Source organism: Pseudomonas sp. MF6755 (assembly GCF_016405635.1).
GTDB lineage: Bacteria > Pseudomonadota > Gammaproteobacteria > Pseudomonadales > Pseudomonadaceae > Aquipseudomonas > Aquipseudomonas haemolytica.
Genome location: NZ_JAEKDA010000012.1, coordinates 123,920 through 146,433, shown reverse-complemented (window position 1 = coordinate 146,433; position 22,514 = coordinate 123,920). Strand labels below are relative to the sequence as shown.

Sequence of the window (22,514 nt, the reverse complement as noted above, 5' to 3'; positions counted from 1 at the left end):
GTGATGAGTAAAGAAGACAAACGCATTCGCGAATTGGCGCATCAGATCTGGGAGTCCGAAGGTAAGCCAGACGGTGCACATGATCGCCACTGGGAGATGGCGCGCAAACTGGCCGAGGCCGAAGCGCTTACGCCGAGCAAGCCCAAGCCTGGCGCCAAGCCGAAAACCGCACCCAAGGTCGCCACCAAGCCTAAGCCGGCTGCGCCGGCCGCCGCCAAGCCTGCGGCGAAAAAACCGGTCGCGCCGAAGAAGCCCAAACCGCCCGCCCCGTGATCCCTTGGGCCTCCGGTCGCGTCGCGAGCAGGAGGCCCTTTTCCATACATGTCATGCGCTGAAGCACCGTCGGCACGGTCGCGTTCGGCCCGAAAAAAGACTTTTTGCAGGAGCAACTCTATGAGCAAACCCGATAAAACCACAGCGACGCCGGACCATGAACCGTCGCGAATTCGTGAAGGTTTGCCCTTCCCCCTCGGTGCCACTTGGGATGGCCTGGGCGTCAACTTCGCACTGTTTTCAGCCAACGCCACCAAAGTGGAATTGTGCCTTTTTGATGATGCCGGCGAGGTCGAGCTGGAGCGGATCGAACTGCCCGAATACACCGATGAGATCTTCCACGGTTACCTGCCCGACGCCCACCCCGGGCTGATTTACGGCTACCGCGTGTACGGCGCTTATGACCCGGCCAATGGTCATCGCTTCAACCACAACAAACTGCTGATCGACCCCTACGCCAAGCAGCTGGTAGGCGAGCTCAAATGGTCCGAGGCGCTGTTCGGCTACACCATCGGCCACCCGGACGACGACCTCAGCTTCGATGAGCGCGACAGTGCGCCGTTCGTGCCCAAGTGCAAGGTCATCGACCCGGCGCACACCTGGGGCAACGACCAACCGGTGCGCGTGCCGTGGGACCGCACGATCATCTATGAAACCCACCTGCGCGGCATCAGCATGCGCCACCCTTCGGTGGGCGAGTCGGTGCGCGGCACCTGCGCCGGCCTGATGGAAGACGACGTGCTCAAGCATATCCGCCAACTGGGTATTTCCTCGGTCGAGCTGCTGCCGGTACACGCCTTTGTCAACGACCAGCATCTGCTGGAAAAAGGCATGACCAACTACTGGGGCTACAACAGCATTGCGTTCTTCGCCCCCGACCCGCGCTACCTGGCCAGCGGCAAGATTGCCGAGTTCAAGGAGATGGTCGCGCACCTGCATGAACAGAAGCTGGAAGTGATCCTTGACGTGGTCTACAACCACACCGCCGAAGGCAACGAGCGCGGCCCGACCCTGTCCATGCGCGGCATCGACAACGCCTCTTATTACCGGCTGATGCCCGATGACAAACGCTTCTACATCAACGATTCCGGTACCGGTAACACCCTGGACCTGAGCCATCCGTGCGTGCTGCAGATGGTGACTGACTCCTTGCGTTACTGGGCCACCGAGATGCACGTGGACGGTTTCCGCTTCGACCTGGCAACCATTCTCGGGCGCTACCGCGACGGCTTCGACGAGCGCCACAGCTTCCTGGTCGCTTGCCGCCAGGACCCGGTGCTACGCCAGTTGAAACTGATCGCCGAACCCTGGGACTGCGGCCCCGGTGGCTATCAGGTGGGCAACTTCCCGCCAGGCTGGGTGGAATGGAACGACCGCTTCCGCGACACCGTACGCGCCTTCTGGAAAGGCGACGACGGCCAGTTGGCGGATTTCGCCGGGCGCATGACCGCTTCGGGCGAGATGTTCAACCACCGCGGGCGCCGGCCTTATAGCTCGGTGAACTTCATCACCGCCCATGACGGTTTTACCCTGCATGACCTGGTGTCATACAACGACAAGCACAATGAGGCCAACGACGAGAACAACCAGGACGGCAGCAATAACAACCTGTCGTGGAACCACGGCGTCGAAGGCCCCACCGATGATCCGGAAATCAACGCACTGCGCCTGCGCCAGATGCGCAACTTCTTCGCCACCCTGCTGCTGGCCCAAGGCACACCGATGATCGTCGCCGGCGACGAGTTTGCCCGCACCCAGCATGGCAACAACAACGCCTACTGCCAGGACAGCGAAATCGGCTGGGTCAATTGGGACCTGGACGATGACGGCAAGGCCCTGCTCAAGTTCGTCAAGCGCCTGATCAAGCTTCGCCTGGCCTACCCGATCCTGCGCCGTGGGCGCTTTCTGGTCGGCGACTACAACGAAGATATCGGTGTGAAGGACGTCACCTGGCTGGCGCCGGATGGCAACGAGATGACCACCGAGCAATGGGAAGACAGCCAGGGTCGTTGCCTGGGCATGCTGATGGATGGCCGCGCCCAGGAGACCGGGATTCGCCGCGCCGGCGCGGATGCAACGCTGTTGCTGGTGGTCAACGCTCACCACGACATGGTCAATTTCCGCCTGCCGCCGGTGCCCGAGGGTGAGTTCTGGACCTGTATGCTCGACACCAACGATACAGCGGTGCGCGGCCAGGAACGCTTTGATTTTGAGCATGAGTACGCGGTGACCGGCCGCTCGTTGCTGCTGTTTGAACTGCAGCGTGAAGGCGAGGTGTGAGATGGCGTTGCACAGCTTCCTTCAGGGCTACCGGGGCTATGCGAATACGCAGGCCCTTGGCGATGCGCTGAAGGCACTTCAGGAGGAAGGGCTGGATCAACTGCCGCTGCCGGGCAGCGGCCAGACCCTGGCGCGCTTCAGTGGGCTGGCCCAAGTGGCTGGCCATGACTTGCGCCTGTGCAAGTTGTTCGAAGGCCATACCGACGCGCTGGCGATCATTGCCGAACTCAATAGTCCGCTGCCGCCACTGGGCAGTACGTGGGGCATGTGGGCGGCCGAGCCGCCAACGGCCAAGGTCAGGGTACGGCGCGACGGCCAGCGGTTGATCGTCGACGGGCGAAAAGCCTGGTGCTCCGGCGCGGCGGTGGTCAGCCACGGATTGCTCACCGCCTGGGATGAGGAGGAGCGCCAACAACTGGTGGCCGTGCCGATGGACCAACCTGGCGTCAGGGTGACGGATGAGGGATGGAACGCGGTAGGCATGGCCGCCACGGGCAGCGTCGAAATTCTCTTCAGCGAAGCCAGAGGTGTAGCGGTTGGCGGGCCAGGCGATTACCTGTCCCGTCCGGGCTTCTGGCAAGGCGGGGTCGGCATCGCCGCGTGCTGGTACGGCGCTGCGCAACGCCTGGGTGAAGTGTTGCGCGCCCACTGCGCCAAGCGCCCGGAGCCCCATGCCCTGGCGCACCTCGGTGCGGTCGATAGCGCCTTGAACGGCGCCGCCTGCGTACTGCGCGCCAGCGCCGAGCAGATCGACCATGAGCCCAGCGCCGATGCCCGGCAACTGGCACAACAGACACGAGCCTGCATCGAGGACACCGTTGAGAAGGTCATGCATCACGTCGGCCGGGGCGTCGGCGCTGGGCCGTATTGCAAGGACCCGCACTTTGCCCAACTGATGGCGGACTTACCGGTGTATGTGCGGCAAAGCCATGCCGAACGCGACCTGGCCGCCCTGGGCGAACAGGTGGCCGGCGAACCCAGTGGAAGGTGGCAGTTATGAAACCCAATCCGATTGTCGGCCAAGGCACACCGCTGAATCACTGGCAAACCTCGACACGGCTGGCCGAATTGCCGCACATCAGCGTCGCGCAGTTGGTACCCGAGGGGCACCGCGCCGTGATTATCGCCCCGCACCCGGACGATGAAGTACTTGGCAGCGGTGGCCTGCTGCAAGGTCTCGCGGCGCTGGGCCGGCCCATGCAGTTGATCTCCGTCACCGATGGCAGCGCCAGCCATCCCGGCTCGCAGCGTTGGCCGGTGGAGCGTCTGAGTGTGGTGCGCCCGCAGGAATCGGCCCAGGCCCTGCATCGTCTTGGCTTGCCGCTGCACAGTTTGAAATGGCTACGCGCCGGGTTTGCCGATAGTAAAGTCGCTGAGCGCGAAGCCCAGCTCTGCGAGTTTATCCAGCGCCACCTCAAGCCCACTGACGTGGTGTTCGCCACCTGGCGCGAAGACGGCCACTGCGACCATGAAGCCGTGGGCCGCGCCAGCGCCAAGGCAGCCCTGGCCGTCGGCGCGACCTTGTACGAACTGCCGGTATGGACTTGGCACTGGGCCACTGCTGAGGACGACATGGTGCCCTGGCACCGAGCGCGCAAGATTCCATTGACCGTAGAAGCCGTGGCGCGCAAACGCCATGCGATCCACGCCTTCGCCAGCCAGTTGGAAGGCGACCCGCAAATCGGCCTGCCACCGGTGCTGGCGCCCTATGTAGTGGAGCGCTTGCTGCAACCTTTTGAAGTGGTGTTCGTATGAGTGTGGCAACGCCCTACTTCGATCAACTGTTTGCCGGCAATGACGACCCCTGGGCGTTTCGTCAGCGCTGGTATGAACAACGCAAACGTGCCCTGACCCTGGCCGTGCTGACTCGGCCGCGCTACACCTCGATATTCGAGCCAGGCTGTGCCAACGGCGAGCTGAGTGCTGAACTGGCCAGCCGTTGCGAGCGCCTGGTTTGTTGCGACACCGCAAGCGCGGCGGTGCGCTTGGCACAGGCACGAATGGTGGACTTCCCCCACGCCCAGGTAGAACAGCGGCGTTTACCCGAGCAATGGCCCACGGGGCAGTTCGAGCTGATCGTACTGAGTGAGCTTTGTTATTACCTCGACGTCGAAGATTTGCATCGTCTGATGGATCGCGCCCTCGCCGCCTTGACCGACGATGGTCAATTACTGGCCTGCCATTGGCGGCCCTACATCGACGGTTGCCCGCAAACCGCTGAACAGGTACACGCCCTGCTCCAGCAACGATGGGGTATGCCGCCTTTGGTGCAGCACCATGACAACGATTTCCTGCTCGACCTCTGGAGCCGCGACGGCACCTCGGTCGCATGCCACGAGGGTTTGCGATGATCGGTATTTTGATCCCGGTACATAACGAGGAGGCGCTGTTGGGTGAGTGCCTGCAGGCGGCACGGATTGCCGCCAGCCATCCGGGCCTGGAGGGAGAAGCGGTACACATCCTGGTGGTGCTCGACAGCTGCAGCGATGGCAGCGCTGCGATTGCCCAGGCTCACCGAGTACACAGCCTGCACGTGCAGGCGCGTAATGTCGGGCAAGCCCGCGGCGTCGGCGCACGGCATTTATTGGATCAAGGTGCACGGTGGATTTCCTGTACCGACGCCGACAGTCGCGTGGCCCCCGACTGGCTGGTGGCGCAGCTGGCCCTGGGCTGCGACGCGGTATGTGGCACGGTGACCGTGGACGCCTGGAGCGAAGGCTTCGACCCGGCAGCGCAGATCCGCTATCACCAGGCCTACCAGGCGCGCGATGGGCATCGGCATATCCATGGCGCCAACCTGGGGGTCAGTGCCAGTGCCTATGTGCAGGCGGGAGGGTTTGCACCGCTGGCGTGCCATGAAGATGTGCAACTGGTGCGCGAGCTGGAACGTTGCGGCGCCTCCATCGCCTGGAGCCATGCGCCGCAAGTGGTCACCAGTGCGCGCCTGGACTGCCGGGCCCAGGGCGGGTTCGGCGACTACTTGAAAAGCCTGATGCAGGTTTCGTAAAAAAACGACAACACAAAATGTAAAAGCGATACATCCTTGTCTATGCTCATAACGCCTCGCACGGCATTCCAGGAATGGTATGCCGAGCCCTCACCACAGCGGAGCCTGAGGTGAAAACAAGAGAGTCGACCCGTCAACAGGGCACGACCCGGTATCAACCGACAAGGATGTAACACCCCAAATGAAGCCTGCCTCCTTAAGCGATGGCCGTCGCGGCCCCGCGCAAATCTGGAACAGCGCGCCGCAGTTGGCGCAAGTCCCTTCCATCCCGATCAGCACACTGGTACCGCCTGGCGCCCGGGTCGTGGTCATTGCACCGCACCCGGGGGATGAAGTCCTGGCGTGCGGCGGTTTGCTGCAATTGCTCAGCACCCGCGAACACCCACTGCAATTGATCTCCATCACCGATGGCAGCGCCAGCCACCCGGGCTCCCATGTGTGGCCCGCCAGCCGCTTGAGCGTGGTGCGCCCGCAGGAAAGCGCCGAGGCACTGCGGCGCTTGGGCATGCCGTTGCACAGCCTGAAATGGATTCGCGGCGGGTTTTGCGATGACGCACTGGCCGTCCGTGAACAACCGATGAGCCAGTTCATCGCACGCTACCTGCAACCTGGCGACGTGGTGTTTACCACTTGGCGCCACGACGGTAATGACGATCACGATGCCGTTGGGCGGGCCAGTGCCAAGGCCTGCAGCACGGTAGGCGCGCGACTGTATGAACTGCCGATCTGGGCCTGGCACTGGCCGGCGCGGGAAGGCTCGGTGATTCCCTGGCAGCGTGCGCGCAAGGTACGCCTGGACACTTGGAGCGTGGCGCGCAAGCTGCACGCCGCCCATGCCTATGCCAGTCAATTGGTGGGTGATCCAGAGATCGGTTTGCCACCCATGCTTGCCCAGATATTGCTTGAACGCATGCGTGACCCTTACGAAATCGTGTTTACGTAGGCACGGGCTTTTATCGCAGCGACCAGGCTTGAGGCAGGCGTGGCGAACAGCATTGTGCGCAGGCAACGTACATGGCAAATGACCTGTTTCGTCACTGTGAAAATTTGGTTAAACAATTCTGCCAGGAGGCTTTTTCCCTGAGACTCAATCTGCCACACTAATGAGAACAATTATCAACAGATTTATTATTCGCCACGGACGGCATTGGGGAGCTCCACATCCATGTCTGTGCAACAACGCGGCGGCAACGTTTTTTCTCCCAGTCTGATGGCGATGGCTATCTGTCTAGCAACTTCTCAAGCGGCCTCGGCCGCCGAAACCGAGGCACCGATCACCATTGAACTGGGTGCCACCCAGGTCTCGGGCCAGCAGCTTGGCGAAATTACCGAAGGCTCGGAGTCGTACACCACCGGCTCGATGAAAACCGCGACCAAGCTACCGCTGACCCTGCGTGAAACCCCGCAGGCCGTCACCGTGATCACGCGTCAGCGCATGGATGACCAGGCGATGACCAGCATCAACGACGTGGTCAACGCCACGCCGGGGCTGTTCCTCAACTACTCCAGCGGCCCCGGCCGCCAGGGCTATACCGCACGCGGTTTTGATATCGACAACATCATGTATGACGGCATCCCCAGTGGCTATAACGGCGTGTCGGTGGGCGCCCAGCCAAACCTGGCGATGTTCGATCGCGTTGAGGTGGTGCGTGGCGCCACCGGTCTGGTGACCGGCGCGGGCAACCCTTCGGCCGCCATCAACATGATCCGCAAGCGCCCGCTGGACGAACAGAAAATCACCCTCACCGGTGCCGCCGGCAGTTGGGACGACTACCGTGGCGAACTCGACGCCTCCAGCCCGCTGAATGACAGTGGCACCTGGCGCGGCCGGGTCGTGACCTCCTACCGCGATGCCAACAGTTTCATCGACAAAGCCGAGCAGGATCACGGCCTGTTCTATGCCGTCACCGAAGCCGACCTGAGCGAAGACACCAGCCTGACCCTCGGCTACTCGAATCAGAAGGACAAGACCAACTACTTCTGGGGGGCGTCGATGGTCGGCCTGGATGGTCATCACCTCGACCTGTCGCGCTCCTACAACCCAGGCACCGACTGGGAAAACAAGGACCAGGAAATCAACACGGTGTTTGCCGAGCTGCGCCAGCGCCTGGCCAATGACTGGAACCTGCAGGTCAACGCCAACTATTCCGAACAGGACGCGTTGTTCTCTGGCTCCTACCAATCGCGCTGGACGCCAAATACCCTGGCCCGCACGGTGTACCAGGCCTCTTACGACGAAAACCAGGCCGGTGTCGACGCCTTTGTCAGCGGCCCGTTCCAGGCACTAGGGCGAACCCACGAACTGGTAGTGGGCGCCAGCAAACGCATCTACGACATGACCACCCACAACTACAGTCCGTATGACATGAACTGGCCGATCAACGCCGGCAAACCGAATTTCACCCACACCAACAACCAACGTGAAGTCACCACCCAGGACGGTTTCTACATGACCACGCGCCTGAGCCTGGCCGACCCGCTGAAGCTGATCCTTGGCGGGCGCCTGGACTGGTACGACTACGACAACCGCGATGGTGACGGCGACTACAAGGTCACCCGCAACCTCACGCGCTACGCCGGCTTGATCTACGACCTGGATGATCAATATTCGGTGTATGTCAGCTACAGCGACATCTTCAAGCCGCAAAAAGAAAAGAGCACCAACGCTACCCCACTCAAGCCGATCGTGGGCAAGAACTACGAAGTCGGCATCAAAGGCGAATACCTGGGCGGCGCGCTGAATGCGAGCCTGGCGCTGTTCCGCGTCGATCAGGAAAATCGCGCCGTGCAGATCGTCGTGCCAAATTGCCCGCAGGCCTCCTGCTATGAAGCCTCAGGTGAGATCCGCAGCCAGGGTATCGACTTCGAACTGCAAGGTGCCTTGACCGAGAACTGGCAGCTCGGCGGTGGCTATACCTACGCACGAACCCACACCATCAAGGACGACGCCAACCCACAGAAGGTCAACAAGCAGTTCGACACCGATACGCCGGAGCACCTGTTCAAGGTGACCACCCGCTACAACTTTCAAGGCCCGCTGGAAAGACTCCGGGTGGGCGGCAACGTCTCCTGGCAGAGCCGCATGTACAACGACATCAAGCTCGCGGATGGCAGCAACTACCGGCTCAAGCAAGGCGGCTATGCCGTCACCGACCTGATGGCCGGCTACCGGGTCAACCAGCACCTGGACTTGCAGCTCAACGCCAACAACATCTTTGATCGCCGGTACTACCTGTCCATTTCCGAATCCGTGGACTATGGCGGTGATACCTATGGTGCTCCACGCAACATGATGGTCACTGCCAAATACAGTTTCTGATCATTCATGCTGTGCCGGCTGCCCGCTCGGGCAGCCGTTCTTAAAGCCCCCCGCTGGCATGCCGATAAAACGTTGGCAACCGCACACAATCCCGAACATCTGCTTCACTCCACAGCGGCGCGCCTTCGTGGCACGCCGCGTGCTTGCTTGACCTCGGCGCCCCACCCTCATGGAGTAAGAGTGAATGCCCGTCCGCACCCGTTTTCTCGAGCACTACCGCAAGGCCGACCGCATCATGCTGGCGTTGATCTGGCTGATGTTTCTGTTCTCCCTGGGGTTGGCGTTCTGGCACAACACCCTGATACAGGCGCTGACCGTCGGGGGCGGCACCGGCGTGGTGCTGACGGCGCTTTACCGCGTCATCGGCGGCACCCGTGTGATGCGCTGCGCACTGGGCGCCGGCCTGATGGTGATGGCGGCGCTGCACATCAACCAGGCACAGGGGGTGATCGAATCCCACTTCGGCATCTTCGCGTTGCTGGCGGTGTTGACGTTCTATCGTGACTGGCTGCCAATCCTGGTGGCGGCGCTGACCATCGCTGTGCACCACGTGGTGTTCCATGCGTTGCAGCACCAAGGTGTGCCGGTGTTTGTGATGGAGCATCACGGCGGCTGGACGATGATCTTCGTTCACGCGTTCTATGTCGTGATGGAAACCGTCGCTCTGCTTTACCTGGCTGTGCATAGCCAGGCAGATGCGCTAGAGAGCCAGGAAATGCTCGAGAAGATGCTTGCCGTCACCTCGCAGTTCACCGTGGAGTCGGCTAAAGGCGAAGGCAAGTCGCGGGTCTCCCTGGCCACGCGTTTCGACCACTTCCTGCAACAGCTCACCCACTTGATCGACGGCGTGGCCCGCGACTCCCACGGCCTGGGCCAACTCGGCCAGGAATTGGCCACCGCCAGCGGCACCCTGGAAAAAGGTGCGCGGCACCAACTGGCGCAGATCGGCGAGATGACCGGTTCGATGCAGCGCATGGAAGGCGCCATGGGCCACATCACCGTGCAGGTCGAACAAGCGGTGGAGCATGCAGGCCAGGCCAGCCAGCAGATAGTTCGCGGCCAGGAAAGCGTCGGTCGCGCCCAGCATGAAATCAGCCAATTGGCTGCACGCATCAACGGCACTGAATCCACCGTGCAATCGCTGGCCGTACAGGCCGAGCAAATCGGCTCGGTGCTCGAGGTGATCAGCAGCATTGCCAACCAGACCAACCTGTTGGCCCTCAACGCCGCTATCGAAGCCGCCCGCGCCGGCGAGCAAGGCCGTGGTTTTGCCGTGGTGGCCGATGAAGTGCGCAGCCTCGCCCAGCGCACCGCCCTCTCCACCCAGGAAATCAAAACCATCATCGAGGGCCTGCAACACGGCAGCCGCCAGGCCGTCGAAGCCATGCATGCCAGCCGCGAAGGCGTAGAGCGCTGCGTGGAAGACAGTCAACTGGCGGTGGACATGCTCCGCGCCGTGGGCCAGGACATCGCCCATATCGATCAACTCAACGGCCGCATCGTCACTACCACCCGCGAGCAGAGTTCGGCCAACCTGGAGATTGTCGAGCGCTTGCAGTCAGTGCAGAACATCGCCCAAAACACCGCCGACGACGTCGAGACCCTCGCCCGCAGCAGCGAACGCCTGCCGCCGATTGCGGTGCGGCTTGAGGCGTTGGGGCGTAAGTTTCATCCCTGAGTAAAATACCAGACACGCTACACTCGCCACCTCGACCACCTGCCAGGGAAGCCAGCATGAGCACTCGCGGTAAAGACCGACAAATCGACAATATCGAATTCAATGTGGGCGACATCACCCGCAGCAAAAGCTTCTACGGCGCCGCATTCGGCTGGACCTTCATCGACTACGGCCCCACCTACACCGAATTCAGCGATGGCCGGCTCACGGGCGGATTCACCACCGGCGAGCCGGTACGCCCGGGCGGCGCTTTAATCATCTTGTACGCGGATGATCTCGACAGCACGCAACAGCGGCTTAAGCAGTTGGGTGCGGTGATTACCCGCCAGACGTATGAATTCCCGGGCGGCAGCAGGTTCCATTTCACCGATCCGGATGGGTATGAACTGGCGGTGTGGAGCGCTGCGTCCTGATTCGAGAGGTTGCTCAACGAGGCGGGTTATTCAAGCCGCACCGGTCAAGCTATACCATGCCGAGCAGATGTTGCGGGCAATCGTGATCGACTTGCGAACCAAGCAGACAAAGCGCGAGCAAACGGCCAAGGCCCAAGGGCAAGTGCCTGCGGCACCCTCAACCCACCTTGATGACCACCTTCCCGAATGCGCCCTTGGCAAGATGCTCGTAAGCTTCACGCGCCTGCTCAAACGGATACACCTGGTCGATGACAGGGCGGATATCGTGTTGGTTGAGGAACTCATTCATCCGCTCGAACGATGAACGTGGCGCAACGGCAATGCCACGCAGGGTGGTCTGGCGGAAGATCAGCGGCATCAGGTTGAGCGCTACGGTCTGCCCGGTCAAAAAGCCGATTTGTGCAATGCGCCCGGATGCCTTGGTGGCAGCGACCGACTGATTGATACCGCTGCCGCCCGCGACATCGAGCAGCAGGTCGACACCCTTGCCTGCGGTGAGTTTGAGCACCTCATCCGCCCAGTCCGGCGTCGTCCGGTAATTGATGCCGGCTACCGCTCCCAGACGCTTGACGGCGTGCAGGTTGTTGTCGGAACTCGACGTTGCGATCACCTTTGCACCAAGCGCGGTGGCAATCTGCACAGCGAAGATGGAGACCCCGCCTGTGCCCTGGACCAGTACGGTTTGCCCCGGTAGGATCTGGCCAAAATCCACCAGTGAGTACCAGGCGGCGAGCGCGGCAATGGGCAATGTAGCCGCCTCTTCATCGCTCATATTGGCGGGCGCGGCCACGGCGCTGTCCTGATGGATGATCATGTACTCGGCCAGGCCGCCCGGCAGCGGCGAACCGAAGCAGTAATCCGGTTCGTGCGGCCCGGGCTCGCCATCCAGCCAGCGCGAATACAAATGGGAGTTAACCCGGTCGCCGACGTTAAAGCGCGTCACACCCTCTCCCACCGCTACCACGGTGCCGGCAGCGTCGCTCACCGGAATCAACGGCTTGGGCACTTTGTGCGGCTCATAAATGCCGTCGACGATGGCCTTGTCGCGAAAGTTGAGAGATACGGCGCCGACCTTGACCAACAACTCGCCAGCTCGCGGTTGTGGGGTGGGTGTTTCACCCATTTGCAGGTTGTCTAGGCCGAAGTCTTTCAGTAACCACGCTTTCATGATGAATCTCCCAATGCAGGTAATGGCCGCAAACCACAATCGATCTGCCTTGGGCGCATTTTTCGCTATTGGCTACCCGCAATAAATGCACAAAAAAAGACATGATTGTTCTATTCTGAGATAACAATCACCTCCGGACACGGGAACCGTCATGGAATTGCTGCAATCAATGCGCCTGTTCGTCCGGCTGGCGGAGCTTGGCAGTTTCACCAAGGCCGCTGAATCGCTGGACATCGGCCGCCCCCAAGTCACCCGGTATATCCAGGAGTTGGAAGCGTCATTGGGCGTGCGTCTGTTCCAGCGCACCACACGCAAGGTGGCGCTCACTACCGAAGGCGAGCGCTTTTACGCCCGGGTGCAGGACATCCTTGCGGATATCAGCTCCGCCACCTGCATGTTCGACCGTACCGGGGCGACGCTTGCCGGCCGTCTGCGCATCGATATCCCGACCGCTTTCGCACAAATGGAATTGATCAGCAGCCTCAAGGGTTTCACCGACCGTTTTCCCGGCATCAACCTGATACTGGGGGTGACCGACCGGGCCGTTGATTTGATTGGCGAAGGCATCGATTGTGCGTTGCGCATCGGCGACCTGCCTGACTCAAGCCTGGTCGCTCGGCCTATCGCCCGGGCCACCATGGTCACCTGCGCAAGCCCCGGCTACCTGCGTACCCATGGCCGCCCCGAAACCCTCAAGGACCTGGCCAGCCATCGCGGTGTCAATTTCCTGTCCGGCCAAAGCAACCGCGCATTGCCTTGGCATTTCTCGGTCAAGGGCCAGGATCGTACGTTGCTCTGTGAAGCGGGTATCACCGTCACTGAGTCCAATGCCTACGTGCAGTGCGGCGTGTCGGGCTTCGGCATCATCCAGGCGCCCGGCATCACGGTGGCCGAGCACCTGCACACCGGCGCGCTGGTGGAGATCCTGCGCAGCTATCGGCCGGCCCCTCGTCCGGTGTCGCTGTTGTACCCAAGCCGGACACACTTGGCACCGCAGGTGCAGGTGTTTGTTGAGTGGTTGCAGGAGAACTTTGTCCAGCTGCACGCTGCGTGGCTGAGCCAATAGTTGCTCCAACCGTTGCGCCCGATCCCAATGTGGGATCAGAGCAAAATCGTCCATGCCCGGTACGCCCCACCCACGCTGGATCCATCGATGTCAGCTGGGATGCAGAACAGGCCAACGTCTTTCACGTCAGGCTTCCCATCGAAAAGTCCCCCCCGAGATACTCGGGGGAATTTTTCGGTCTAGCGATAAGATCGCTTCACTAGAAGCTGTAACGCGCAGTCAGTTTCAAATTACGTGGGTCGCCATAGATGTCGTACGGGTTATAGCCGCTACTGGCCACACTGCTGTAGTACACACGGTCGAACAGGTTGTTGACGTTGACTTGCAGGTCCAGTTGCTCGCTGGCCTTGTAGCCGGCTACCAGACCGACCACGGTGTACGAGCCCTGCTCGTTTTTCCAGGCTGTGGCACCGGCACCTCCGGCGGTGCGGATGCGGCTTTGCTGGTAGATATCGCCGCCAACGCGCCAGCGCTGCAGTTCACCGGGCAGGTTGTAGATTGTCGAGAGCTTGAACAGTTGACGCGGTTTCTTGCGGTCGAAGTCTTCGCCTTCCCGGGCGGCGTTGGCATCGCTGACATATTTTGTCTGGGTGTAGGTGTAGCCGGCAGCCAGTTGCCAGTTATCGGTGAGGGCGCCCTGGATCTCCATATCGATGCCTCGGCTGCGTACCAGGCCGGCAGCTTCGGAGCAGGCACTGGCCGGGCCTGAGCCGCAACCTTTGACGTCAGGCAGATCTTGGGCGCGATTCTTCTGGTCGATCTGGAAAACCGCCATGCTGGCGTTCAATGCGCCATCGAAGTATTCGCCCTTGATACCCACTTCGTAGTTCTCGCCCACGATAGGCACGATCGCTTTACGGTCGACGCCTTTTTCGGTCTGCGGCTTGAAGATATCCGTATAGCTGACATACACCGAATGATGGGTGTCCAGGTCGTAGACCAGGCCGGCGTAGCGCGTCAGATTGCGCGTGACCTTGTAGTTGTTTTCACGATCGGCACTGTCTTCGAAATCGTACCAGTCGACACGGCCGCCAAGGATCAGCGAGAGCGGCTCGGTCAGGCGCAGACGGGTGCTGGCATAGACGCTGTCCTGAGTGGTGGTCTCAGGGCGGCCGTTGTCGCCTCTGACATAATTGGGCTTGGCATGTCCCCGTGGGTCCCACGTGAAGAGATTGATGCCAGTGTCGATGTAATTACTCCAGGCTTTGCCAGACCGATAATCCAGCTTGCGCTTGCTGACGCCCAGGGTCAGGTCATGCTGCTCACCGAGCAGTTGGAAGGGGCCGCTGAGCGCCAGGTCGTAGCCGGTTTCCTTCTGCTCCATGGCTTCCGTCCACAGATAGTGGCGGTTGTACTCCCATATCGACGAGGCCAGTACGTCAGTGTCGGTCTTGGACTGCATGGCGGCCGCACGCAGCGTCCAGTCGTTGGGCAAGCCTTGCTCCAGGGTGGCGAAGTAGCCGGTGGTGCGATTGTCGGAGTATTCCCAGTCATGCCCCAGGAAGGTGTCGCGTGGCAACCCAAGGTGACCGCCACCACGGGCCATGGGCAATCCGCCCCAGATATAGTTGGTGTGGCTCTTCTGCCGGTAACCGCCCAGGGTCAGGGTGGTATTTTCACTCAGGTCGGCATCGACCACGCCGTAGAACAGATCATTATCACTCTTCACCGAGTCACGGAAGCTCTTGGCGTCCTGGCGCGAGACCACGGTGCGGGCGCGCAGGGTGCCGCTGTCATTGAGCGGGCCACCGACATCCAGCGTGCCGGTGTAATCATCCCAACTGCCGGCACTGCCGGTGAGCGTGCCCTGGAATTGACGGGTCGGGCGCTTGCGTATCAGGTTGATAGCGCCCGCAGGGCTGCCGGCGCCCTGAGCCAGCCCATTGGGGCCGCGCACGATCTCCACCCGGTCATACATCGCCAGGTTCGCGTCGCCGCTGGGCAGGTAGGTCAAGAAGCTGGTGGGAAAACCGTCGTACATGATGTTGTCGACGTCAAAACCCCGTGAGCTGAACGTAGGCCGCCCAGCGCCGCCGGCGTTATTCAGAAAAAGCCCAGGCGCACTCTTGACCACATCGCTGATGGTGGTCATGGCTTTGTCATCCATGCGCTTGCGCGTCACCACGCTGACCGACTGCGGTGTTTCGCGCAGGCTCAAGGGCAGCTTGGTGGCAGTCTGCATAGCCCCGGTGGTGTAGGAGCCGCTGTTTTCGGTAGTCTGCGTCAGCCCCTGGCCGGTGATGCTGGTTGCGCCCAACTCCAGGGCTGTGTCCGAGACCTGCGGTGTCAGCAGGTAGAGGCCATTACCCTGCGCTGAAACTTGCAGGCCAGTGCCCTGTAGCAGTTGCTGCAGGCCGCCCTCCACGCTGGTGGCAGCGTTCAGGCCAGGGCTGCGCAGACCTTCCACCAGGCCCGGTTCGATGGGCAGGGTAATACCCGCCTGGCTGGCGAAAGTTGAGAGTGCGCTACTCAAGTTACCGGCCGGCACCTGGTAGGCCCGCTTCTGCTGCACGCCTTGCTCGGCGGCCAGCGGCGCAGCGGCAGTAAGGCTGCCGCCCGCAATAATCAAGCCCAGTGCGGCCGCGTGTACTGCCCGTGCCAGTGGTTGCATGCCCTGCGACGTTGCCATGTGTTCGTCCCCGCCCCATGAAAGTGATGTTGTTATGAGAGGGACACGTAACTCGACTAAAACACGACACTCTTTTTTACGCGTTTGTACGTGCCGTGACAGTCACCCAGTAAGGCGTGCGGTAATGGACACTCACCGGCAGCGTCTGGCTGAGGGCGTTGAGAATCTGGTCGGTGTCGCGCAACTGGAAAGCGCCGGAAATCAGCAACCCGGCGACAGCTGGATCGCAACGCACCAAGCCGGGGCGATAGCGATCCAATTCGTGGATGAAGTCATCCAGGCGCATTTTTTCTGCGCGCAGCACGCCGCCAAGCCAGTCCAGACGGTTCTGCGCCACTGGCATCGGGGGTTCCACCGCCTGGTTGTTGACATAGGTCTGCCGGCCTGCCGCCAGGCGCATCATGGCGTCCTCCCCTCGTGCAAGCCGCGGGCGCACACCAGCTGCGCCGTCCAGCGCGGCCAGGTAGGTGTTGTGCGGGTATTGGCGCACCATAAGGCGGCTGCCGAAAAGGGCAATGTGTGCTTCGCCAGTCTCGACGAGGAACGCCAGCCCTACGGGCCTATGGGGCACCTCGACGAGCATCTCGCCGGCGATAAGACGTACGCGACGCATGCTGTCGTTGTAGGCGATATCGACAGCGCTGCCGGTGTTCAGCCGAATCTGCGCGCCATCCGGCAGGTTCAGGGTACGCTGCTGCCCCGTGGCGGTCCGTACGTCCGCCTGCCACTCGCGCCATGGCAGGCTGCGGTGTGCGGCAATGCCCAGCGGGGCGGCAGCGATCAGCAACGCCAGGGTCTTGAGCACCTGCCGCCGCTCCAGGCCGCGTGGGCGCTCGAGCGCTGCGCGCTCTGCAGGTCCGGCAAGCTGCTGGGCCCGAGCGCAGAACTGCTCCGCCAGTTGCCAGGCCCGTTCGTGATCAGCATGCCGCGCCCGCCACTCTGCGCCAGCAGCATGTTCGGCGGCGCACGCGCGGCTGTTCTGCAAACGCACGAACCAGTTGGCCGCTTCGCGGGCAATACGCCGGTCGATGGGCGTGTTATTCATGCCGCGCACTGGCTGGCGATCACAATGCATTCTTCAAAAGCCCGCGCAAGGTAGCGTTGCACCGAACGCACGCTGAGATCGAGCCGGCTGGCGATCTCTTCTTGCGTATACCCCTCCAACTGCGCCATCAGAAACGCCTGCCGGGTTTTGGCTGGCAATAGGGCAAGTACCTGGTCGATCTCGTCAAGGGCTTCAAGCACCAACGCCTGATGTTCCAGCGACGGCGCCAGCTCTTCCGGGGTTTGCGCCAACGCGGCCAGGTAGGCTTGCTCCAATGACCGGCGGCGGTAGAGGTTGAGGGTCAGGCGATTGGCGACGGTGGCCAGGTAAGCGCGCGGCGTCGTAAAGTTCAGCGGCTCGCCAGGCGAGCTGCAGAGCAGCCGCACGAAGGTATCCTGGGCCAGGTCCGCCGCATCGGCGGCATTGCCCAAGCGCCTGCGTAACCAGCCCTGCAGCCAACCGTGGTGGTGGCTGTAGAGATGACCAATGGACTGGGACGAGTGGTGGCTTGCCGATGAAGTAGACTGCACGATATTGACAGATGTTAATGAGAATTCATCGCATTCTATCAGCGAAAGCTTGGGCTCGTACAAGTAAAAGGTGATGGGTGTCGGTGCATCATAGCCAGATTACATGGCGGCGAGCCAACAGGCGGATTGTCCAACCGCGTCGCGTAGCTTTATGCTCATGCTCCCACCTCCATCCAACCCGGAGCCGCCATGGACCTCGCCACCCTCGCCCTCTTCCTCCCCGCCTGCTTCGCCCTGAACATGGCACCCGGCCCCAACAACCTGCTGTCGGTGAGTAACGCCACCCGCTACGGCTATCGCGTTTCATGCCTCGCCGGTATCGGCCGCTTGCTGGCCTTCGCCGGCATGATCGCCCTCGCCTCGGCAGGGTTGGCGGTGGTACTGCAAACGTCGGAGTTGTTGTTCTACGCAATCAAGATTCTCGGCGCGGCGTATCTGTTTTACCTGGCCTATCAGCTGTGGCGTGCAGACCCGCAGAGGGAGACAGAAACTGCCACGAATAAAGTCGGCTTGTGGGCCTTGGCGCGGCAGGAGTTTCTGGTGGCGGCGGGCAACCCGAAAGCCATCCTGATCTTCACCGCCTTCCTCCCGCAGTTCGTGGTGCCCGGCCAACCCATCACCGCGCAATTTGCCGTTCTTGGCGTGTTGTTCCTGGCACTGGAATGGATCGCCATCAGCGCCTACGCGTATATGGGCCTGCATATGCGCCGCTGGTTTGCCGAGCCAAAGGGCAAGCGGATCTTCAATCGTTGCTGCGCGGGGTTGTTGTCGGCAGCGGCGACGGTGTTATTGACTGCGCGTAGGGCTTGAACGGTGTATGGAGCATTCCCCTTGCCTGACTTATCCAGACAAGGGCACCCCATACCTCACCTCCACCAGAGGTACGCCTCCCCTCTCAAGATTTCGCTCAGTCCCTGCGTCCTCAACACATCCTGCCCTACGATAAAAGCGGATGGCTCTTTCATTACCGACCAGGACCCAAAGGGTTAAACGCTTATATCCCTGCGCCATCAAGTCCTGTAGGCCCGCCTCCCACAAGGCCAGCCCGACGCCACTTTGCCAAAAACCGGCCAGGACGTAGATGGCCATGACCTCACCTGTATTTCCCCCCGCCGCATCCGCGTCACGGCAGGCGCCGACTGATATCCAGCCGACCACCTGCAGATCCACTTCGGCAACCCATACATTCGACTCACCCGATGCAATCGAGCGCATCCAATTGGCTTCACGCTGAGCCAGCGTTGCTTGCAACGCGCTCAAGAATTGGGCAGGCATCAGGTCACGATAGGCAGCTTGCCAACTGCTGATATGCACCTGGGCAATGGCCTGTGCGTCTGTGGGTAATGCCCTGCGGATCATGGATGTGCACCTTGTTCGGAAACTGAATGTTGACTGCCATCTCAGTATGCATGCCCGCCGATGACGAAATCAGTTTCACCAGGGCTCGGCACAACTCGGCAGCTCGCCGTTCGGTGTTCTTGCACGGCTGAGTTATCCTGCCCTCCGATTAGTTTTGGAACAGGTCATGACAGACACCGTGAAGCCCCCAGTTGATTGGATAGATACCGCGCTTGTGCGACAGCTCATCGCGTCACAATTCCCCCATTGGGCGCACCTACCCATCGAGCCGGTCGTCCCCGGCGGCTGGGACAACCGCACCTTTCGGCTCGGCAACTCCATGTCCGTGAGGCTTCCAAGCGCAGCTCACTACGTCGCTCAGGTTCAGAAGGAACACGCGTGGCTACCCAAACTGGCCCCTCACCTACCGCTGCCAATTCCGGTACCGATCGCTGAAGGTGCGCCCGCATTCAACTATCCGTGGCCGTGGTCCGTTTACGCTTGGCTGGAGGGTGAACCGGCGAGCGAAGCGCTGATTGCCGATCAGGTGGCGTTTGCACGCTCAATCGCGGGTTTCCTGGTGGAGCTGCGTCGAGCCGACACCACACATGCACCGGTAGCCGGCCAGCATAATTTCCATCGTGGTGGAACCCTGTCTGTCTATGACAGCGAAACACGAGCCGCCCTTGGAACCTTGACTGGCCGCGTTGATACGGCCTCAGCCCTTGAAGTCTGGGAAGCCGCCATCAGCACCATCTGGGCGGGGCCAAACGTGTGGGTGCATGGCGATATCGCAGCAGGCAATTTGCTGGTGAAAGATGGAAGCCTGCACGCGGTCATCGACTTTGGCTCCTCGGCGGTAGGCGACCCAGCGTGTGACCTGGTCATAGCCTGGACGATGCTGGACGCCCCAAGCCGGCAGGTCTTTCGTTCCGAGATGGCCCTGGATGATGCGACCTGGGCACGGGGCCGCGGATGGGCGCTGTGGAAGGCACTCATCACCATGGCCAACCCAGGGGAAAGCAAACCCAAGGTAGACAAGGCGCAGCAGGTGGTCCACGTGATTCTGGCGGAGCAACGATAGGCACGGATCGGGCAAACGAGCATCCATGACATGGCGCGTGATCGGGCAGCGACGAACATAGGTCTGGGCATCCCCCCCGGCCGTCACCGAACCAATCGCCTTCCACCCAGTAGATGCGCTCAACCACTTCCTCGCTCGCCGACGCAGCGGAAAACAGCACAAACAGATCATTGCCGTAGGGCTTGGCGAGGCCACGTACCGCCTTCTGTTTTCGCGCCGCCTCGATCTCTCGTGGACCTCTCAGCAGCCTCCTCACTCACCCCGCCGCGACCGCTTTCAATAGAGCGCCCGCCGCCAGCTTGCCAAGGTTGTTGCCTGCCAAGGGACTGTCACCGGTTAGCAGCTTGCGATCCTGCAACGTCGCTCCGGATATGTCCTGATTGACGATCTCCACCCCCAGCGCTTGCAGCTGCTCGCCGAACTTCCAGGTCAGATGGCCCGGCATATAGCCGATGTCCGGGGTCGTGGCATCGAGAGCGTCAGGGAACGCGCAAATTTTATAACCGTTGAAGACATAGGAATCCCTGGACTCGCCCACACCCGCCGCAAGGAGCGCAGCGGGTCCATGACACAGCGAAATCACAAACTTGTCCTTCGCGACCATCCACTGCAACACCGTCTTCACCTCCACACTCTCTGGCAAGCCGATCAACGCACCATGCCCTCCAGGGATAAACACACCGATATAGTCCGAGTCCTCGCCCAGCGCATTCTCGATCACCTCGGCCAGCTTGAGCGGGCGCTTGAACTGATCGCGGTACTTGGCATAAAAGCCCTGCACTTCCACGTCTTCGGAAGGCATGGCCCAAAACTCAAACTTCACCGGGTTGCCCGACAGCGTCGCGATGTCGAAAGCAAAGCCGGCTTTATCCAGGTGATACATGGGCAGCAGGGTTTCGACCGGGTGATTGCCCGTGGAGAACATCGTGCCGTTGTCAGTCAGCAGGTAGCGCTCATCAGCACCGATCACCAGGACCTTCCAGCGCCCGCCCGTGTAGGGGTTGGGATAGTCGGCGCCACTGAGGTCGGACTTGGGTGAGGTGAATTGGCTGAGGGAATAGGGAGACGGGAAAAACGCGTTGTCTTCGGCCTGATCCGGGGTGGGTTGCTTGTCGTCACTGTGATGGGTCGTCATGAGCTTTCCCTTTGAACTGGGTGGGTTTCGTGGCGCGTGCTAGCCAGGGGAGGTGCTGCACTGAGGGGTTTCCCCGAGTGCGCTGAACGTAGACCTCGTTCCATTCTCCACGGTATGACTGGGGCTTCCCAGTCGATGACTAGCACTGGCAATGTTGTGATCTCTGGGTCGCGGTTAGATTCAATTTGTGGTGACCATGAGGGGCTCAGCCATTTTTTCCAGCTTGACCGCGGCGCCCTCCGGTGACTTCGGTGTCAGCGGTATGGTTGCTGTCGACCCACCGTCAGGACGCTTATAGGAAAGGAAGTCCCGCAAGCTCATGGCAAAACGGGGTTCGCCACTCACAATCCCAATTACTACGATATATTCCAAACCGCCAATGTCGTCCGTCGGCGAATCAGGGCTTTTCTTATCTGAACCGCCACCGCCCTTCGGATACTTGAATTTGAGAAACTTATTTAGATAGATTAAAAAATCATCGTAGGTTTTGCCTTCGGTAGTGATTTTTTTAATCTCTACCTCCGATTCACTGAAGTACGTTCGCGCAGCGAGTTCCAACTGTGAACCCTTGCTGGCCATGCCATAGACAAGTAAGTGATGGCGATCCGTTTTTTTCAAAGCGCGACGGGTACTTTCGAAGTTTGGAAACTTTCTCAGCTCGGAATTTACCTCGCCAAGACTTCTTTTGAACTCGATGAGCACCATTTTGGTGTCGATCGCCATTATCGCGTCGCCAGCCTTTTCATGATCCCCGTCCAGGGGAGCCAGGTAGCGATCCTCCTCTGCACGGCCGTCAGCAAAATTCGGCATGAAGCGTTGGACGAAGGTGTATTCGACTGTTTTTTCCCACCACATGATTGTCTCTCCCTGAGATCTAATTGGCCGAATCTTTTACTGGATGCCCATTGGTCTGCAGATGGCACCGGTGCTACAGCATAGCCCGTTCAGATCTCTGGAGTAGGCGCTTCAGCTCGACTTCTATCTGTCACGAATGGCTGCAATCGACCCAAAGCTGACGTTCGTCAGTTAATCCAATTCTTCCAAGCGCCTGTGGCGGTACGCAGAATAAATCACTCCAACTCAAGTTCCATGTAAATGATTTCTATGGGTTGCCCACCTACACCGTGACTGAAAAAGCCGTGCTTTTGTGTCACAAAACCATGTTTTTTATAGAAACCTTCCGCATTCAAAGTCGACTCTACCTTTATGAAGCGGATGCCAGGCCCACGCGCATTATCAACACCTATCTTGAGCAAATGAGCACCAAGCCCCTTACTGGAGGCCTCGAGAAGAAGAAAAAGCCGTGTCACTTCTCCTGGCTCTGAATCCACAAAGCCAACGATCCTTCCCAGCTGCAGTGCCACGACCATTTGCCCTTGTTTGATCAGTTGCTCATAAAACTCTGGGGTTCTTTCACCCATCCAGCCATTGAGTTGCTCTGGGGTATACATTCCGTTCGATAGCTCGGCTATTGACTGCCGAGTGACATGGAAAATAGCTTGGCCATCTCCTGGCAGTGCCCGCCGAAGGGTAAATTCCTTTTTCATAT

Annotated in this window: 21 protein-coding genes; 13 read left to right on the top strand and 8 right to left on the bottom strand. The window is 60.7% G+C overall.

The genetic code is table 11. The features are described 5' to 3' along the window. Positions 1–3 precede the first annotated feature (3 nt). The 10 genes from JFT66_RS17610 (at position 4) to JFT66_RS17565 (ending at position 10,970) form a co-directional block, all read left to right on the top strand. A complete protein-coding gene (locus JFT66_RS17610; RefSeq protein ID WP_034119808.1) occupies positions 4–273 on the top strand; it encodes a DUF2934 domain-containing protein in 270 nt (89 codons plus the stop codon). 120 nt (positions 274–393) lie between these two features. After that, a complete protein-coding gene (glgX, locus tag JFT66_RS17605) occupies positions 394–2,553 on the top strand; it encodes a glycogen debranching protein GlgX (RefSeq protein ID WP_034119809.1) in 2,160 nt (719 codons plus the stop codon). A 1-nt stretch (position 2,554) separates the two neighbouring features. Beyond that, entirely contained in the window at positions 2,555–3,553 is a 999-nt protein-coding gene (locus JFT66_RS17600) for an acyl-CoA dehydrogenase family protein (RefSeq protein WP_034119810.1), read from the top strand. Then, on the top strand, positions 3,550–4,308 hold the full coding sequence (locus tag JFT66_RS17595; protein ID WP_034119812.1) for a PIG-L deacetylase family protein: 759 nt from the start codon (positions 3,550–3,552) through the stop codon (positions 4,306–4,308). Before JFT66_RS17600 ends, JFT66_RS17595 begins: the two co-directional genes overlap by 4 nt. Further along, positions 4,305–4,904 (top strand): SAM-dependent methyltransferase, encoded by a 600-nt coding sequence (locus JFT66_RS17590; protein WP_153839616.1) that lies wholly within the window; start codon positions 4,305–4,307, stop codon positions 4,902–4,904. Before JFT66_RS17595 ends, JFT66_RS17590 begins: the two co-directional genes overlap by 4 nt. Continuing rightward, entirely contained in the window at positions 4,901–5,560 is a 660-nt protein-coding gene (locus tag JFT66_RS17585) for a glycosyltransferase (RefSeq protein ID WP_034119814.1), read from the top strand. Before JFT66_RS17590 ends, JFT66_RS17585 begins: the two co-directional genes overlap by 4 nt. A 181-nt stretch (positions 5,561–5,741) precedes the next feature. After that, positions 5,742–6,503: a PIG-L deacetylase family protein gene (locus JFT66_RS17580; RefSeq protein ID WP_153839615.1), complete on the top strand. Its 762-nt coding sequence runs from the start codon at positions 5,742–5,744 to the stop codon at positions 6,501–6,503. A 222-nt stretch (positions 6,504–6,725) separates the two neighbouring features. After that, positions 6,726–8,879 carry a TonB-dependent siderophore receptor gene (locus JFT66_RS17575; RefSeq protein WP_198859750.1) on the top strand — a complete coding sequence of 718 codons (2,154 nt, stop codon included), beginning with the start codon at positions 6,726–6,728 and terminating at the stop codon, positions 8,877–8,879. Between the two features lie 184 nt (positions 8,880–9,063). Further along, positions 9,064–10,557 carry a methyl-accepting chemotaxis protein gene (locus JFT66_RS17570; protein WP_153839613.1) on the top strand — a complete coding sequence of 498 codons (1,494 nt, stop codon included), beginning with the start codon at positions 9,064–9,066 and terminating at the stop codon, positions 10,555–10,557. Positions 10,558–10,613: 56 nt separating this feature from the next. Beyond that, positions 10,614–10,970: a VOC family protein gene (locus JFT66_RS17565; protein ID WP_153839612.1), complete on the top strand. Its 357-nt coding sequence runs from the start codon at positions 10,614–10,616 to the stop codon at positions 10,968–10,970. Between the two features lie 157 nt (positions 10,971–11,127). Here JFT66_RS17565 and JFT66_RS17560 read toward each other — a convergent pair whose 3' ends face one another. Next, positions 11,128–12,138: a zinc-dependent alcohol dehydrogenase family protein gene (locus JFT66_RS17560; protein ID WP_153839611.1), complete on the bottom strand. Its 1,011-nt coding sequence runs from the start codon at positions 12,136–12,138 to the stop codon at positions 11,128–11,130. Positions 12,139–12,289: 151 nt separating this feature from the next. Between JFT66_RS17560 and JFT66_RS17555 the strand changes: the two genes are divergently transcribed. Beyond that, complete coding sequence (locus JFT66_RS17555) at positions 12,290–13,204, top strand: LysR family transcriptional regulator (RefSeq protein WP_198859749.1); 915 nt, start codon at positions 12,290–12,292, stop codon at positions 13,202–13,204. A 199-nt stretch (positions 13,205–13,403) separates the two neighbouring features. On the opposite strand, the gene JFT66_RS17550 is transcribed toward JFT66_RS17555, so the two are convergent. From JFT66_RS17550 to JFT66_RS17540, 3 genes are all read right to left on the bottom strand, one after another. Beyond that, positions 13,404–15,833 (bottom strand): TonB-dependent siderophore receptor, encoded by a 2,430-nt coding sequence (locus tag JFT66_RS17550; protein ID WP_198859748.1) that lies wholly within the window; start codon positions 15,831–15,833, stop codon positions 13,404–13,406. A gap of 76 nt (positions 15,834–15,909) precedes the next feature. After that, the gene (locus JFT66_RS17545; protein WP_153839609.1) at positions 15,910–16,878 is read right to left on the bottom strand and encodes a FecR domain-containing protein; all 969 of its coding nucleotides are present in this window, start codon (positions 16,876–16,878) and stop codon (positions 15,910–15,912) included. Further along, positions 16,875–17,408: a sigma-70 family RNA polymerase sigma factor gene (locus JFT66_RS17540; RefSeq protein ID WP_034119822.1), complete on the bottom strand. Its 534-nt coding sequence runs from the start codon at positions 17,406–17,408 to the stop codon at positions 16,875–16,877. Before JFT66_RS17540 ends, JFT66_RS17545 begins: the two co-directional genes overlap by 4 nt. A 189-nt stretch (positions 17,409–17,597) precedes the next feature. Between JFT66_RS17540 and JFT66_RS17535 the strand changes: the two genes are divergently transcribed. Beyond that, positions 17,598–18,218 carry a LysE family translocator gene (locus JFT66_RS17535; protein WP_034119823.1) on the top strand — a complete coding sequence of 207 codons (621 nt, stop codon included), beginning with the start codon at positions 17,598–17,600 and terminating at the stop codon, positions 18,216–18,218. Positions 18,219–18,248: 30 nt separating this feature from the next. On the opposite strand, the gene JFT66_RS17530 is transcribed toward JFT66_RS17535, so the two are convergent. After that, a complete protein-coding gene (locus tag JFT66_RS17530) occupies positions 18,249–18,767 on the bottom strand; it encodes a GNAT family N-acetyltransferase (RefSeq protein WP_034119824.1) in 519 nt (172 codons plus the stop codon). A 166-nt stretch (positions 18,768–18,933) separates the two neighbouring features. Here JFT66_RS17530 and JFT66_RS17525 point away from each other — a divergent pair, with 166 nt between their 5' ends. Then, the gene (locus JFT66_RS17525; protein ID WP_153839608.1) at positions 18,934–19,830 is read left to right on the top strand and encodes an aminoglycoside phosphotransferase family protein; all 897 of its coding nucleotides are present in this window, start codon (positions 18,934–18,936) and stop codon (positions 19,828–19,830) included. A 256-nt stretch (positions 19,831–20,086) separates the two neighbouring features. Here JFT66_RS17525 and hchA read toward each other — a convergent pair whose 3' ends face one another. From hchA to JFT66_RS17510, 3 genes are all read right to left on the bottom strand, one after another. Continuing rightward, positions 20,087–20,965: a glyoxalase III HchA gene (gene hchA, locus JFT66_RS17520; protein ID WP_034119827.1), complete on the bottom strand. Its 879-nt coding sequence runs from the start codon at positions 20,963–20,965 to the stop codon at positions 20,087–20,089. Positions 20,966–21,145: 180 nt separating this feature from the next. After that, positions 21,146–21,820 carry a hypothetical protein gene (locus tag JFT66_RS17515; RefSeq protein WP_198859747.1) on the bottom strand — a complete coding sequence of 225 codons (675 nt, stop codon included), beginning with the start codon at positions 21,818–21,820 and terminating at the stop codon, positions 21,146–21,148. Positions 21,821–22,035: 215 nt separating this feature from the next. Then, positions 22,036–22,512, bottom strand: a complete 477-nt coding sequence (locus JFT66_RS17510) for a GNAT family N-acetyltransferase (RefSeq protein WP_153839607.1) — start codon at positions 22,510–22,512, stop codon at positions 22,036–22,038. Between the last annotated feature and the right edge of the window lie 2 nt (positions 22,513–22,514).

Coding starts and splice junctions, on each gene's coding strand:
- JFT66_RS17610 (WP_034119808.1), top strand. CDS start 4: ATGAGTAAAGAAGACAAACGCATTCGCGAATTGGCGCATCAGATCTGG.
- JFT66_RS17560 (WP_153839611.1), bottom strand. CDS start 12,138: ATGAAAGCGTGGTTACTGAAAGACTTCGGCCTAGACAACCTGCAAATG.
- JFT66_RS17550 (WP_198859748.1), bottom strand. CDS start 15,833: ATGGCAACGTCGCAGGGCATGCAACCACTGGCACGGGCAGTACACGCG.
- JFT66_RS17530 (WP_034119824.1), bottom strand. CDS start 18,767: ATGATCCGCAGGGCATTACCCACAGACGCACAGGCCATTGCCCAGGTG.
- JFT66_RS17565 (WP_153839612.1), top strand. CDS start 10,614: ATGAGCACTCGCGGTAAAGACCGACAAATCGACAATATCGAATTCAAT.
- JFT66_RS17590 (WP_153839616.1), top strand. CDS start 4,305: ATGAGTGTGGCAACGCCCTACTTCGATCAACTGTTTGCCGGCAATGAC.
- JFT66_RS17575 (WP_198859750.1), top strand. CDS start 6,726: ATGTCTGTGCAACAACGCGGCGGCAACGTTTTTTCTCCCAGTCTGATG.
- JFT66_RS17600 (WP_034119810.1), top strand. CDS start 2,555: ATGGCGTTGCACAGCTTCCTTCAGGGCTACCGGGGCTATGCGAATACG.
- hchA (WP_034119827.1), bottom strand. CDS start 20,965: ATGACGACCCATCACAGTGACGACAAGCAACCCACCCCGGATCAGGCC.
- JFT66_RS17595 (WP_034119812.1), top strand. CDS start 3,550: ATGAAACCCAATCCGATTGTCGGCCAAGGCACACCGCTGAATCACTGG.
- JFT66_RS17510 (WP_153839607.1), bottom strand. CDS start 22,512: ATGAAAAAGGAATTTACCCTTCGGCGGGCACTGCCAGGAGATGGCCAA.
- JFT66_RS17555 (WP_198859749.1), top strand. CDS start 12,290: ATGGAATTGCTGCAATCAATGCGCCTGTTCGTCCGGCTGGCGGAGCTT.
- JFT66_RS17515 (WP_198859747.1), bottom strand. CDS start 21,820: ATGTGGTGGGAAAAAACAGTCGAATACACCTTCGTCCAACGCTTCATG.
- JFT66_RS17580 (WP_153839615.1), top strand. CDS start 5,742: ATGAAGCCTGCCTCCTTAAGCGATGGCCGTCGCGGCCCCGCGCAAATC.
- JFT66_RS17535 (WP_034119823.1), top strand. CDS start 17,598: ATGGACCTCGCCACCCTCGCCCTCTTCCTCCCCGCCTGCTTCGCCCTG.
- JFT66_RS17570 (WP_153839613.1), top strand. CDS start 9,064: ATGCCCGTCCGCACCCGTTTTCTCGAGCACTACCGCAAGGCCGACCGC.
- JFT66_RS17585 (WP_034119814.1), top strand. CDS start 4,901: ATGATCGGTATTTTGATCCCGGTACATAACGAGGAGGCGCTGTTGGGT.
- JFT66_RS17545 (WP_153839609.1), bottom strand. CDS start 16,878: ATGAATAACACGCCCATCGACCGGCGTATTGCCCGCGAAGCGGCCAAC.
- glgX (WP_034119809.1), top strand. CDS start 394: ATGAGCAAACCCGATAAAACCACAGCGACGCCGGACCATGAACCGTCG.
- JFT66_RS17525 (WP_153839608.1), top strand. CDS start 18,934: ATGACAGACACCGTGAAGCCCCCAGTTGATTGGATAGATACCGCGCTT.